Consider the following 13750-nt stretch of genomic DNA (forward strand, 5'->3'; position numbering starts at 1 on the left):
CCATGCGCAAGCGCCTCTTGGGACGGCTGGCCGACGCCGCCCTCATCCTCTACTTCCTCTTCGCGCTGTTCCCGATCGCCTGGATGGTGATCCTCTCCCTGAAGCCGACGAACGAACTCTTCTCCACCTACTTCTCCTTCTCCCCCACCCTCGACGGCTACCGCACGGTCCTCGGCGACAGCGAGGGCATCCCGTTCCTGCGGTTCTTCGTCAACAGCCTGGTCGTGTCGGTGGGCGCGGTGGCCCTGTCGCTCCTCGTGGGGCTGCCGGCCGCGTACGCCTCGGCGCGCTGGCGGTTCAAAGGCTCCGAGAACCTGATGTTCACGCTGCTGTCGTTCCGGTTCGCACCCGAACTCACCGTGATCATCCCGCTGTTCGTGCTGTACCAGAAGCTCGGGCTGTTCGACACGTACGTCGGCATGGTGTGGGTGCTCCAGCTCGTCACCCTCCCCCTGATCGTGTGGATCATGCGGTCGTACTTCGCGGACCTCACCCCCGAGCTGGAGCAGGCGGCGCTGCTGGACGGCTACACGCGCAAGCAGGCGTTCGTACGGGTGGCCCTGCCGCTGGTGAAGCCGGGCGTGGCGGCCGTGTCGCTGCTCGCCTTCATCTTCGCCTGGAACAACTTCGTCTTCCCCCTCATCCTCACCTCCAACGAGGCCCAGACGGTGACCGTGGGTGCGCTGTCCTTCCTCGGCGGCGACCGCCCCAAGTACAACCTGACGGCCGCGGCGGCCCTCGTCTCCGTCGTACCGCCGCTGCTGCTCGCGCTGACGATCCAGCGGTATCTGGTGCGGGGCCTGTCCTTCGGGGCGGTGAAGTCGTGATCGCGCTCGACGGCATCAGGAAGGCGTACGGCAGGACGACGGCCCTGGACGACCTCGACCTGGAGGTCCGCGAGGGCGAGTTCTTCTGCCTGCTCGGCCCGTCCGGCGCGGGCAAGACGACGACGCTCAAGACCGTCGCCGGACTCGAACGGCCCGACGCGGGCACGGTCCGGCTCGACGGCGAGGACATGAGCGGCGTCGAGCCGTACGACCGTGGCGTGGCGATGTGCTTCGAGAGCTACGCCCTCTATCCGCACAAGTCGGCCTACGACAACCTCGCCTCGCCCCTGCGCTCCCCTCGCCACCGCCTGCCGGCCGCGCGGGCCCGCGAGCGGATCGGTGAGATCGCCGAACTCCTCGGTATCTCGGCACTGTTGGACCGCCCGGTCGGGCAGCTGTCCAACGGGCAGCGTCAGCGCGTCGCGCTCGGCCGGGTCCTGGTCCGCCCCGCCCGCGCCTTCCTCCTCGACGAGCCCCTCTCCCACCTGGACGCCAAGCTGCGCCAGCAGATGCGGGCCGAGCTCAAGGCGATCGGGGCGGTGCGGCGTACGACCACCCTCTACGTCACCCACGACTCCGTGGAGGCGCTGGCGCTCGGCGACCGTATCGGGGTGCTCCGTGCGGGGCGGCTCGTGCAGACCGGAACGCGGGAGGAGATCTGGTACCAGCCGTACGACACGGAGGTCGCGCGGGCCTTCGGGCGCCCCCGGATCAACCTGCTGCCGGGCGCCGTCACGGCCGACGGCGGTTTCCGCTCGGCGGACGGCGAGGCCGAGCTGCCGATCAGGGCCGGGGCCGCTCCCGGCACCGAGGTGCTGATCGGCGTCCGGCCCCGCGACCTCACCCTCGGCGACGGCCCCGGCCACCGGCTCACCGGCACGGTCTACGTCACCGAGGTGCTCGGCCGGTCCGTCGAGGTCACCGTCCGGCTCGGCGAGCAGCACCTGTCACTGGTCGCCCCGCGCGGCGACGTGGCCGGCCTGCGCCCCGACGATCCGGTACGGCTGTCGGTGCGGCCTGAGAACCTGCTGCTGTTCGAGGCAGACCGGCCGGAGCGCCCAGGACGACGGATCGAGATGAGCGCACGATGAGCAGCAGCAACAGCAGCGGTCAGCAGGGCCCCGCGGCCCGCCAGGCGGCCATGGCCGAGCAGGTGCTCGCCGACGGCTCGGCGACCGCCGCCGACCTGGCCGAACGGTTCGGGGTGAGCCTGATGACCATCCACCGGGACCTCGACGAGCTGGAACGGCAGGGCATCGTACGGAAGTTCCGCGGCGGCGTGACCGCGCAGCCCTCCGGGGTCTTCGAGTCCAACGTCCAGTACCGGCTGAAGACCATGCGCGCGGAGAAGGCCGCCGTCGCCGACCGCGCGCTGCAGCTCATCGAGCCCGGTATGGCGATCATGCTGGACGACTCCACCTCGACCCTGGAGATAGCCCGCAGGCTGCGGCACGGCGAGGTCACCCCGCTCACGGTCGTCACCAACTTCCTGGAGGCGATCAACCTCCTCTCCGACCAGCGCGGCATCCACCTCATGGCCCTCGGCGGCGACTACGATCCGCTGCACTCCTCCTTCCTCGGTGTGTCCTGCGTGGAGGCGATCGAGCAGCTGCGGGTGGACGTGTGCTTCGCGTCGACGTCGGCGGTGCGCGGGGGGTACGCCTACCACCAGGAGCAGCACATCGTGTCGGTGAAGCGGGCCATGCTCGACGCGGCGGCCCGCAACGTCCTGCTGATCGACCACACCAAGCTCGCCCGGGTCGCCCTGCACCGGGTGGTCCCCCTCTCCCGCTTCGATCTGCTCCTCGTCGACGACGGGGCGTCGGCGGAGGCGCTGCGGGACCTGGACGAGCACAAGGTCACCTACGAAGTCTGCGCCAGGACCCACGGCGGACCGGGCCGGACGGGTGCTGAGCCACCGACCGTGACGAAGGGCCGCGATGACCGAGCTGGAGCTACGTGATCTGCGCAAGACCTACCGTGCGCGGGGCCGTCCGGCCGTGGACGCCGTGCGCGGCATCGACCTGGCCCTGCGCTCCGGCGAGCTGCTGGGCCTGCTGGGCCCTTCTGGCTGCGGCAAGTCGACGACCCTGCGGATGATCGCCGGGCTGGAGACGGTGACCGGCGGGGACATCCTGGTCGGCGGCACCTCGGTGACCGGGCGTCCGGCCCAGCGGCGCAACATCGGGGTCGCCTTCGAGAACTACGCCCTCTATCCGCCGCTGACGGTGGCGGAGAACCTGGCGTTCGGGCTGAAGGCACGCAGGCGAGCCGACCGGGGTGACGTCGACCGCAAGGTGCGGGAGATCGCCGAGCGCGTCGATCTCACCGCCGTCCTCGACGCCCGCCCCGCGGGCCTGTCCAGCGGCGAGAAGCAACGGGTCAGTCTGGCCCGCGCGCTCATCCGCGAACCCGACGTGCTCCTCCTCGACGAACCGCTCTCCCACCTGGACGCGGCCCAGCGCGACACCACCCGCCGCGAACTCAAGCGCATCCAGCGCGACCTGGGCCATACGGCCATCCTGGTCACCCACGACCAGGAGGAGGCCCTCTCCCTCGCCGACCGGATCGCCGTGATGAAGGACGGCGTCATCCAGCAGCTCGGCACCGCGTACGAGATCTACGACAGTCCGGCCAACGTCTTCGTCGCGGACTTCGTCGGCGAACCGGCGATCAACCTGCTCCGGGGCGTCGCGGAATCCGGCACCCACGCCCGCCTCTCCGGCACCGTGCGCGTGGCACTGCCGGTGCCGGTGGCCGCGGACCGGGACGTGGTGGTCGGCATCCGGCCCGAGGACCTGCGCCTGAGCGGCGAGGCAGGCATCCCCGCCCGCGTCCTGGCGCACGAGCCGCTCCTCGAATCGGGCATCGCCACCCTCGCCCTGGACGGCGTCGAACCCTCCCTCGCCGTCCTCACCGACCCCGAGGTCCGCCTCGCCCACGACGACCGGGTGCACATCACCGCCGACCCTCACCTCACCCATGTCTTCGACGCCGAGACGGGAGACTCCCTTCGATGACCAGCGGGAACAGCGTGCGTGTGGTGGCCGCCGGCGACCACTTCATCCTGCCGTCACTCATCAGCGCGGCACTCGGCCGGGAACTCACCTGTGACGTGGGGGAGCTGACCCTGGGCTGGCCGCTCGACCCCTTCGGCCCGGTGGCCGAGGTGAAGGAGGCGAGCGACGCCGAGGACGAGCTCATCGGGGCACTCGCCGGGGCGCAGGTGCTGGTCACCCAGATGGGCCCGGTGACGGAACGCGTCCTCGACGCCTGCCCGGACCTGCGCCTGGTCGTCGTCTGCCGGGGCGGCCCGGTGAACGTCAACCTGGATGCAGCCCAAAGGCACGACGTCCGCGTGTGCTACGCCCCCGGCCGCAACGCCGCCGCCACCGCCGAGTTCACCGTCGGCCTCATGCTGGCCGCCCTGCGCCGTATCCCCCAGGCCCATGACCTGCTCGCCCGGCAGGGCAGCTGGGAGGGGGCGACCTACTACACGTACGAGCACAGCGGCCTGGAACTGGAGGACCTGCCCGTCGGGCTGGTCGGTTACGGGGCGGTGGGCAGCCGCGTGGCCAGGGTGCTGTGCGCCTTCGGGGCACGGGTGTCGGTCCACGACCCGTACGTCCACCACCACGAGATCCACGGCCTGCGCGTCCCCACCCTGGACCACCTCCTGCGGTCCTCACAGGTGATCACCCTGCACGCCCGCCTCACCGCCGAGACCCACGGCCTGATCGGCGCCCGAGAGCTGGCCCTGCTGCCGCCCGGCGCGATCGTGGTGAACGCGGCGCGCGGCCCGCTCCTGGACGAGGAAGCCCTGTGCGACGCCCTGGAGAGCGGCCAGGTGTCGGCGGCGGCCCTGGACACCTACGTCCGGGAGCCGCTTCCCCCCGACTCACGCCTGCACGCCCTCGCCGACCGGGTCGTCCTGACCCCCCACCTGGGCGGCGCGTCCCGCGCGGTGGCGGAGAAGGCGGCGCGCATCGCCGCCGAGGAGGTGGGCCGCTGGGCACGCGGGGAGCCACTGGCTCATTGCCTGACCTGACGACCGCCGCGCCGGGTGGGAGCCGTAGGGGCGCGCCGGTGTCGCGGAGACCGAGCCGGACAGTTCGGCACACCAGCCGCACGAGGCACTTGACAGCCGACCGAACCAGAAGAGGTGGGTTGGAATGTACGTCGGTATCGATGTAGGCACGTCCACGGTGAAAGCCGCCGCCTTCGACCACACCGGCCGTGAACTGGCCGTGGCCTCCCGCCCGGTGGACCTCACCCTGCACGACGGGGTCGTCGAGCAGGACATGGACGAGGTGTACGGCGCGGTCGTCGCCGTACTCGCCGAGGTGACCGCCCGCGTCCCGGAACCGGTCGAGCTCGCCGGCCTCACCGGCCAGGGCGACGGCGTCTGGCTGGTGGACGCCGAGGGACGCCCGGTACGCCCGGCCGCCTCCTGGATGGACGGCCGGGCGCATGAACTCCTCGCCCGCTGGCTGGCCGACGGCACCTTCGAGACGGTGTTCCGGCGCACCGGCAGCGCGATGTTCCCGGGCTGTCCGGGCCCACTCCTCGCCTGGCTGGACAGTCGTGAGCCGAAGGCACTGGATGCCGCGAAGGCCGCCCTGTACTGCAAGGACATGGTGTTCCAGCGCCTGACGGGAGCAGGTCCGGCAACCGACGTCTCGGACGCGTCGATGCCGTTCCTGGACCCGCGTACGCGTACGTACGACAACCGGGTCGTCGAGTTGCTGGGCCTGACCCGTCGCCGTGGCCTCCTCGCCCCCGTCAGCGACCCGATCGCGACGGCGCGCACGCGCGGCGAGGGCCTGCCGCCCGGCACCCGGATCTCGAACGGCCCGTACGATCTGCCGGCCTGCGCACTGGGGGCGGGGGTGACCTCCCCCGGCGACGGTCTCCTCATCGTCGGCACCTGCCTGGCCAGCCTGGTCGCGACGACCGACCTGGACCTGACCGGCGAGCCCGCCGGCCTGTACATCAGTACCGACCGCCCCGGGTACTGGCTGCGTGCGATGCCCGCGATGGTCGGTACGGCGGCGCTGGACTGGGTGCTGTCGACGACGGGCGTCCGGCACGAGGAGGTCGACGGGCTGCTGGCCGAGACCCCGCCCGGTGCGCACGGTGTCCGTGTGCTGCCGTACTTCGCGCCGTCGGGCGAGCGCGCGCCCTTCGTCGAGCCTCGGCTGCGCGCCGAGCTCACCGGGGTGTGCCTGGAGTCCACGAAGGCCGACCTGATCCGCGCGACCTGCGAGGGCATCGGCTTCGCGGCCCGCCACTGCCTGGAGGCGGCGGGGCTGACCGGCTCGCTCGCCGTGTGCGGCGGCGGCACGCGCAGCCCCGCCTGGATGCGGCTGCTCGCCGACGTGCTGGGCCGGCCGCTCAGGGTCGTCGAGGGCGAGGTGGGGGCCCGGGGGGCTGTGCTGGCGGCGGCCTCGCGGTTCGGTCTCGACCTGGACACGGCGGCCTGGACCGAGCCGACGGCTCTCGTCGAGCCCGACGCCGAGCGGGCGGCGTACTACGCGAGGGCCTACCAGGACCATCTGGCCCGGCTGGCCCGGGCGCGGCACACAGCACACGCGTGAACGACCCGACGACACAAGGGAGTCACATGCACCTCAGACGTCGTTCCCTGCTGCTCGCGGCCGCCGCGGCCCCGGCGGCCACGGCCCTCCCGGCACAGGCGGCCGAGCGACCCGCGCCCGCCCGGCATCCGCTCGTCATCGGCCACCGCGGCGCGGCCGGCTGGCGTCCGGAGCACACGGCGGCCTCGTACACGTACGCCGTGCAGACCGGCGCCGACTGGATAGAACCGGACCTGGTGCCGACGAAGGACCATGTGCTGGTGGTCCGGCACGAGAACGAGATCTCGCAGACCACGAACGTGGCCGCGCGTCCGGAGTTCGCGGGGCGCCGTACGACGAAGACGGTGGACGGGCGGTCGGTGACCGGCTGGTTCACGGAGGACTTCACGCTGGCGGAGCTGAAGACGCTGCGGGCGGTGGAGCGACTGCCGCTGGTGCGCAACCGGAACACGGTGTTCGACGGCCGCGAGGAGGTGCTCACCTTCCAGGAGGTGGTGGATCTGGCGCGGCGGCTGTCGAGGGCGTACGGCCGTACGATCGCCGTCTTCCCGGAGACCAAGCATCCGACGTACTTCCGCTCGATCGGCCTGCCGCTGGAGCCGAAGCTGGCCTCCGCCATCCGCCGCAACCGGCTCGGTCCGCGCGAGTGCGTCGTGCAGTCCTTCGAGCCGACGAGCCTGCGGCGGATGGCAGCGGAGCAGCTGAAGGTGCCGCTGTGGCAGGCGCTGGGGACCACGGGTGGGCCGTACGACCTGGTCTCGGCCGGTGATCCGACGACGTACGAGGACATGATGGCCCCGGCGGGGCTGGCGCGGATCGCCGAGTACGCGGACTGGATCGGGCCGGACAAGTCGTCGGTCGCCGCCTCCTCCCTCGTCGCGGACGCGCATGCCGCGGGGCTGCGGATCGGGCCGTACACCTTCCGGGCGGAGAACCAGTTCCTGCCCGCCCGGTTCCGGCGTGGCAGCGGAGCGAACGATTTCGGGGACGCGTTCGCGGAGTACGCGCTGTACTACGCACTGGGAGTCGACGCGGTGGTGACCGACTTCCCCGATCTGGCGGTGATGGCTAGGAGGGGCTGATGAGGACGTTCAGGCTGGCGTGCCCGACCTGCGGCGGGATGCAGGACTTCCGGCTCGTCAACGGCGAGGAGAAGGCGGCGATCCGGGCGGACAAAGGGGACGGCTATCACGTGGACAACCTCTGGCGCTGCATGGCCAAGGGGTGCCTGACGTACTACCGCCACCTCAACAAGTACGACCGCGGCCTGCTCCCCGAGAGGTTCCGCGAGGAGAAGGCCGCGGCCCAGGAGTGACCCCTACAGGTTGCTGAAGTCCGGCCCCTTCGTCCGGGTGCGCTTGATCTCGTAGAAGCCCGGCACGGAGGCCACGGCGAGGGTGCCGTCCCAGAGCCTGGCGGCATCCTCGCCCTTGGGAGCGGGGGTGACGACCGGACCGAAGAAGGCGAGCTGCTCACCGTCGGCGCCGGGGACGGCGATGACCGGCGTGCCGACCTCCTGGCCGACCTTGTCGATGCCCTCCTTGTGGGAGGCGCGCAGTTCGGCGTCGAACTCGAAGTCCTCCTGGTCGGCGTAGTCGATCAGATCGGCGGGCAGCCCGGCGTCGGCGAGGGCGCCGGCTATGGCCTCGGTGGTCGGGCCCTCGCCGTTGTTGTGGAAGCGGGTGCCGAGCGCGGTGTAGAGGGGGCCGAGGACGTCGTCGCCGTGCTTCTGCCAGGCGGCGGTCACCACGCGTACCGGCTTCCACGCGTGCGTGGCGAGCATCTCGCGGTACTCCTCGGGCAGTTCATCCAGCTTGTCCTCATTCAGCACGGCCAGGCTCATGATGTGCCAACGCACCTCGATGTCACGGACCTTCTCCACCTCCAGCACCCAGCGGGAGGTCATCCAGGCCCAGGGGCACAGCGGGTCGAACCAGAAGTCGACGGGGGTCTTCTCCGACATGTCTCTCCTCATGAGGCAGGCGTGTGTCCGCGCAACGTCTGGGGCAACGCCGCCGCCCGGCATGCCATTCCCCGGTGCCGCGCGGGCGGAGCGCATGGCAGGATCGGGACCGTCCGTCCGCATACTGAACACCACCCGAGGGAGCGCCGCCCGTGCCCGGTGAGAATCTGTCCCGTGACGAGGCCCGTGAGCGGGCCGCCCTGCTGTCCGTCGACGGGTACGACGTGTCCCTGGACGTGCGTTCGGCCGTCGGCGACCGGGACGCCGGGAGCCAGGCGCCGCGCACGTTCCGCTCGGTCACCACCATCCGCTTCCGCTGCGCCGAGCCCGGCGCCACCAGCTTCGCGGACCTGATCGCGCCGAGCGTGACGGCCGTCTCCCTCAACGGCAAGGACCTGGACCCGAGCGAGGTCTTCGACGGTTCACGGATCGTCCTGGAGGACCTGGCCGCCGACAACGAGCTGACCGTCGACGCCCAGTGCGCCTACTCCCGCACCGGCGAGGGCCTGCACCGCTTCGTCGACCCCGAGGACGGCGAGGTGTACCTGTACACCCAGTACGAGCCGGCCGACTCCCGCCGTGTCTTCGCCAATTTCGAGCAGCCGGACCTCAAGGCACCGTTCCGCTTCGAGGTGCGGGCACCCGAGGGGTGGACCGTGTGGAGCAACGGGGCCGGTGAACTGGCCGACGGGACGTGGCGGTTCGCGGAGACCAAGCCGATCTCGACGTACATCACCTGCGTGGTGGCGGGCCCGTACCACTACGTCACGGACTCCTACACACGCACCTTCGACGACGGCACGACCCTGGAGGTCCCCCTGGGCGCGATGTGCCGCAAGGCGCTGGCGCCCCACTTCGACGCCGAGGACGTCTTCCTGGTCACCAAGCAGGGCCTGGACTTCTTCCACGACCACTTCGACTACCCGTACCCCTTCGGCAAGTACGACCAGGCGTTCGTGCCGGAGTACAACCTCGGCGCGATGGAGAACCCGGGGATGGTCACCTTCCGCGAGGAGTTCATCTTCCGCGGGAAGGTGACCCGCACCTCCTACGAGGGCCGGGCGAACGTCATCCTGCACGAGATGGCGCACATGTGGTTCGGCGACCTGGTCACCATGGTGTGGTGGGACGACCTGTGGCTGAAGGAGTCCTTCGCGGACTTCATGGGCACGTTCGCGAGCGTCGGCGCGACCCGTTTCAAGGACGCCTGGATCACCTTCGCCAACCGCCGCAAGGCCTGGGCGTACCGCGCCGACCAGCTGCCCTCCACGCACCCGATCACCGCGGACATCCGCGACCTGCAGGACGCGAAGCTGAACTTCGACGGCATCACCTACGCCAAGGGCGCCTCCGTCCTGAAGCAGCTCGTGGCGTACGTCGGCCAGGACGCGTTCCTGGAGGGCGCGCGGCGCTACTTCAAGCGGCACGCGTACGGCAACACGCGCCTCGGTGACCTGCTGTCGGTGCTGGAGGAGACCAGTGGCCGGGACATGACCGCCTGGGCGCGGTCCTGGCTGCAGACGGCGGGCGTGAACTCGCTGACGCCGCAGGTGCTGCTGGACCCCGAGGGCCGGGTGAGCGAGCTGGCGGTGGTGCAGGAGGCCGCCGAGTCGCACCCGGAGCTGCGTCCGCACCGGGTGGCCGTGGGCCTGTACCGGCGCGGCGAGGGCGGCGAGCTGGCCCGGTACGCGCGCGCCGAGGTGGACGTCGACGGGCCGCGGACGGTGGTGGCGGAGCTGGCGGGCGCCGAGGCACCGGAGCTGGTGCTGGTCAACGACGACGACCTGACGTACTGCAAGACGCGTTTCGACGAGACGTCGCTGGCGACGCTGCGTGTCGCCCTCGGCGACCTGACCGATCCGCTGGCCCGCGCCCTGTGCTGGTCGGCGCTGTGGAACATGACGCGGGACGCGCTGCTGCCGGCGCGCGAGTTCATCGGCCTGGTGCTGGAGTTCGCGCACCGGGAGTCCGACATCGGCGTCCTGCAGATGCTGCACGCCTGGGCCGAGTCGGCGCTGACGAACTACGCGGCGCCGAAGTGGCGGGCGCAGGGCGCCGAGCTGCTGAGGCAGGGCACCCTGGCCCAGCTGTACGCCGCCGAGCCGGGCAGCGAACACCAGCTGGCGATGGCGCGGTTCTTCGCCCGGGTGACCGATGAGCCGGGGCTGGAACTGCTGACCGGCCTGCTCGACGGTACGGCCTCCATCGACGGTCTCGACGTCGACCAGGAGCTGCGCTGGGCGTTCCTGGAGCCGCTGGCCGCGCACGGCGTCGTCGACGAGTCGGCGCTGGCGGCCGAACTGGCCCGGGACGACACCGCGTCCGGCCGGCGCCACCAGGTGCGCTGCCTCGCCGCCCGGCCGTCCGAGGCGGTGAAGGCCCAGGCGTGGGCGCAGGTCGTCGAGTCGGACGCGCTGTCCAACGCCCTGGTCGAGGCGACCATCGCCGGCTTTGCGCAGGCGAACCAGCGGGAGCTGCTCGCGCCGTACGCCGAGAAGTACTTCGCGGCCATCGAGCGGGTGTGGTCCGAGCGGTCCATCCAGATCGGCATGGACGTGGTCCGGGGCCTGTTCCCCGCGCTCCAGCACTCGCCCGCGACGCTGGACGCCGCGGACGCCTGGCTCGCGGCCCACGAGGACGCGGCCCCGGCACTGCGGCGGCTGGTGCTGGAGGCGCGGGACGATCTGGCGCGGGGGCTGCGGGGGCAGGCGTGCGACGCGGCACACCAGTGAGCCGTAGGGGCGCGCCGGCCGGCAGCGCCCCGTAGGCGAACGCGCCGTCCCGAGCGCCGTCAACCGCACAAGACCTTTGGCCAACGATCACGGCCCTCCGTGACCGTTACGGAATTCAGGCAATAGCAGCCGTAACCCCTGGTCCAACCCGAACGGACCAGGGGTTTTCCGTGCCTACTCGGCATCCGAACACCCGTCCTTTAGTACTGGGTTGTCCGTATTTGTCGACGACCGTGTAACAGCGGTTAGGAGGCGGACGGGACGCGGGAACCTCCGGGGCATGAACCACAACGCCCCGCTCCCCCCGCTCTCCCCCCGCCCGCTGCGCCACCTCTCCGAGGTGCACCGCCGTGTCATGACGGCGGCGCAGCTGAAGTCGCACGGTGTCCAGCCTTCCGAGACGAACGAGCACTGCCGCCCCGGCGGCCCCTGGCAGCAGTTCCTGCCCGGCGTCTTCCTGCTCCACCCCGGCCCGCCGACCAGCGAGGAGCGCCTGCACGCGGTGCTGATGTACGCGGCACGGGAACGGGCGTCCGGGGTGCCGTCGCAGCCGAACGCGGGCGAGGGCCACGCCGCCCCCCGCTACCCCGACGCGGTGATCACGGGGCTCGCCGCACTGACCCTGCACGGCTTCGCGGCGACGCCGCCACTGACCGCGCTGGACACGATCGACGTCCTGGTCCCCCGTATGCGCCGGCTGCGCTCCGCAGGCTGCGCCCGCCTGCTGCGCACCCCCGCGCTCCCCCAGCCCGAGCAGGTGACGGGCCTGCCGGTGGCACCGGTTCCGCGGGCCCTCGCCGACGCGGTCGCCGAACTGACGGACGCGGGGGCCGTACGCCGGCTGCTGACCGAGGCCGTCCGCGGCGGTCACTGCGAACCGGCTTCGGTGGTACGGGAGTTGAACCAGGCGAAGCTGTTGTCCCGGCCGCACGTGGTGGACGCGGTGGACTCGCTGCTCGCCGAGGGCCGCGCGATCGCGGAGGACCGCCTGTACGAGATGGTCCGCGACCACGCCCTGCCCGACCCCGTCTGGAACGTCGACCTGCGCCTGCCCGGCGGCCCCCACCTCGGCGGCCTGGACGCCTACTGGCCGGAGCAGGCCGTGGCGGTGGAGCTGGACACGCGGGCCCCCCGCCAGGGTCACCGGCAGGACGAGGACGCCCTGTGGTCGGAGTACGTCCGCAAGCGCGAGCATCTGGAGCGGCTCGGCATCACGGTCGTGTACATCACCCCGAAGAAGCTGCGGGAGTCGATGGAGCAGCAGGCGGCGGTGGTCCGTACCGCCCTGATGGCGGCGGCGGACCGCGATCCGGCCGCGTACGTCGTGGTGCTGCCCCGGTAGTGACGGACCGGGAGCACAGCACCAGGAGGGGAGAGGAGGGGCCGCCCGGCCGGAAGGTCCGGGCGGCCCCACCTCGTGCCGTCAGCTGAGGTCCGGGCCGCGCGTCGCGGTACGCCCGGTGGCCGTGGCCTTCCCGCAGAACTCCGCCTCGGTCACCGCCGTCGTGTCCCCCGACCAGTCGCCGTTGAAGTTGAAGGCGAGGGAGTGCCGGCCGTCCCGGGTCGTGAGCGCCTCGGATATGGAGCCGTGGATGCCACCGCCGTGACCCCAGACGGTGACGCCGCAGCTCAGCTCGGTACTCATCAGGCCGAGGCCGTAGGAGTGCGCCTCGTCGACGGGGATGGTCGTGGTCATCTCGTTCAGCTGCTCGCGCGGCAGGAGCCTGCCGCGCAGGAGAGCTGTGTAGAAGCGGTTGAGGTCCTTGGAGTCGGAGATCATCTCACCGGCCGCCCAGGCCAGCGACGGGTTGATCCTCGTCACGTCGTACGTCGGACCCGTCGCCGTCTCGGCCAGCTTGGAGTAGGCGCGGCTGCTGGGCCGCGGCACCGTCACACGGGTGCCGGGAACGGTCGTGGCCCTCAGCTTCAGGGGTTCGACGAGGCGCTCGCGGATCTCGGTGCCGTACGGGCGGCCCGTGACCTTCTCGATCACCATGCCGGCCAGGACGTAGTTGGTGTTGGAGTAGTTCCAGGACGCGCCCGGCTCGAAGTCCGGTTCGTGGGTCATGGCGACCGCGACCAGCTCTTCGGGCGTTTTGGTGTCGTAGCGGTGCTCGAAGAAGCCCTCCTTGAGGAAGTACGTGCGGCCGAAGTCGTCGTCCGCCGTGTAGTTGAAGATGCCGCTGGTGTGGTTGAGAAGCTGGCGGAGGGTGACGCGGCCGCCGTCGTGGCCGTTGCCCTCGACCACGCCCGGCAGCCACCTGTCCACCGTGTCGTCCAGCGACAGCCTGCCCTCCGCCTCCAGCTGGAGCAGCACCGTGGCCACGAAGGTCTTGGTGATGCTGCCCACCCGGTAGCGGTCGTCGGCCGAACGCGGCTTCCCCGTCCTGAGGTTGCCGACCCCTGCCGTGGCCGACCAGGTGCCCTTCGTGTCCTTCGCCGTCGCCGTCACGCCGGGGACTCCGGCCCCGACCGCGGCCTCGACGGCCTTGCGGGTCGCCCCGTGGTCCGCTCCGGCGGTCCCCGCCGCCACCGCGGGGGCCACGAGGGCCACGGACAGCGCCACAGCAGTCCCCGCCACCAGGGCCGCTCGTTTCGTACGTACGCTCATGTCTCTCCCCCTTCTGACCG

Annotated in this window: 12 protein-coding genes; 10 read left to right on the forward strand and 2 right to left on the reverse strand. The window is 71.5% G+C overall.

What is annotated here, in order from left to right:
* The first annotated feature begins 2 nt into the window (after positions 1-2).
* The 8 genes from ACWCPI_RS18910 to ACWCPI_RS18945 all read left to right on the forward strand — a co-directional run bounded on the left by ACWCPI_RS18910 (position 3) and on the right by ACWCPI_RS18945 (position 7739).
* Positions 3-827: a carbohydrate ABC transporter permease gene (locus tag ACWCPI_RS18910; RefSeq protein WP_451039178.1), complete on the forward strand. Its 825-nt coding sequence runs from the start codon at positions 3-5 to the stop codon at positions 825-827.
* On the forward strand, positions 824-1918 hold the full coding sequence (locus ACWCPI_RS18915) for an ABC transporter ATP-binding protein (RefSeq protein WP_451039179.1): 1095 nt from the start codon (positions 824-826) through the stop codon (positions 1916-1918). The genes ACWCPI_RS18910 and ACWCPI_RS18915 overlap by 4 nt, the downstream gene beginning before the upstream one ends.
* Positions 1915-2790 (forward strand): DeoR/GlpR family DNA-binding transcription regulator, encoded by an 876-nt coding sequence (locus tag ACWCPI_RS18920; protein ID WP_451039180.1) that lies wholly within the window; start codon positions 1915-1917, stop codon positions 2788-2790. The genes ACWCPI_RS18915 and ACWCPI_RS18920 overlap by 4 nt, the downstream gene beginning before the upstream one ends.
* On the forward strand, positions 2768-3847 hold the full coding sequence (locus ACWCPI_RS18925) for an ABC transporter ATP-binding protein (RefSeq protein WP_451039181.1): 1080 nt from the start codon (positions 2768-2770) through the stop codon (positions 3845-3847). Before ACWCPI_RS18920 ends, ACWCPI_RS18925 begins: the two co-directional genes overlap by 23 nt.
* A complete protein-coding gene (locus ACWCPI_RS18930) occupies positions 3844-4875 on the forward strand; it encodes a 2-hydroxyacid dehydrogenase (RefSeq protein ID WP_451039182.1) in 1032 nt (343 codons plus the stop codon). Before ACWCPI_RS18925 ends, ACWCPI_RS18930 begins: the two co-directional genes overlap by 4 nt.
* A 124-nt stretch (positions 4876-4999) precedes the next feature.
* A complete protein-coding gene (locus ACWCPI_RS18935; RefSeq protein ID WP_451039183.1) occupies positions 5000-6424 on the forward strand; it encodes an FGGY family carbohydrate kinase in 1425 nt (474 codons plus the stop codon).
* Between the two features lie 26 nt (positions 6425-6450).
* The gene (locus tag ACWCPI_RS18940; protein WP_451039184.1) at positions 6451-7506 is read left to right on the forward strand and encodes a glycerophosphodiester phosphodiesterase family protein; all 1056 of its coding nucleotides are present in this window, start codon (positions 6451-6453) and stop codon (positions 7504-7506) included.
* Entirely contained in the window at positions 7506-7739 is a 234-nt protein-coding gene (locus ACWCPI_RS18945) for a hypothetical protein (protein ID WP_451039185.1), read from the forward strand. Before ACWCPI_RS18940 ends, ACWCPI_RS18945 begins: the two co-directional genes overlap by 1 nt.
* A 3-nt stretch (positions 7740-7742) precedes the next feature.
* Here the strand turns inward: ACWCPI_RS18945 and ACWCPI_RS18950 are convergent, their stop codons facing one another.
* On the reverse strand, positions 7743-8387 hold the full coding sequence (locus tag ACWCPI_RS18950) for a mycothiol-dependent nitroreductase Rv2466c family protein (protein ID WP_451039186.1): 645 nt from the start codon (positions 8385-8387) through the stop codon (positions 7743-7745).
* Between the two features lie 152 nt (positions 8388-8539).
* On the opposite strand from ACWCPI_RS18950, the gene pepN reads away from it, so the two are divergent.
* Positions 8540-11119 (forward strand): aminopeptidase N, encoded by a 2580-nt coding sequence (pepN, locus tag ACWCPI_RS18955; protein WP_451039187.1) that lies wholly within the window; start codon positions 8540-8542, stop codon positions 11117-11119.
* 280 nt (positions 11120-11399) lie between these two features.
* The gene (locus ACWCPI_RS18960; protein ID WP_388799378.1) at positions 11400-12461 is read left to right on the forward strand and encodes a hypothetical protein; all 1062 of its coding nucleotides are present in this window, start codon (positions 11400-11402) and stop codon (positions 12459-12461) included.
* 81 nt (positions 12462-12542) lie between these two features.
* On the opposite strand, the gene ACWCPI_RS18965 is transcribed toward ACWCPI_RS18960, so the two are convergent.
* Positions 12543-13730 carry a serine hydrolase domain-containing protein gene (locus ACWCPI_RS18965; RefSeq protein WP_451039188.1) on the reverse strand — a complete coding sequence of 396 codons (1188 nt, stop codon included), beginning with the start codon at positions 13728-13730 and terminating at the stop codon, positions 12543-12545.
* Between the last annotated feature and the right edge of the window lie 20 nt (positions 13731-13750).

Source organism: Streptomyces sp. NPDC001920 (genome assembly GCF_053594495.1).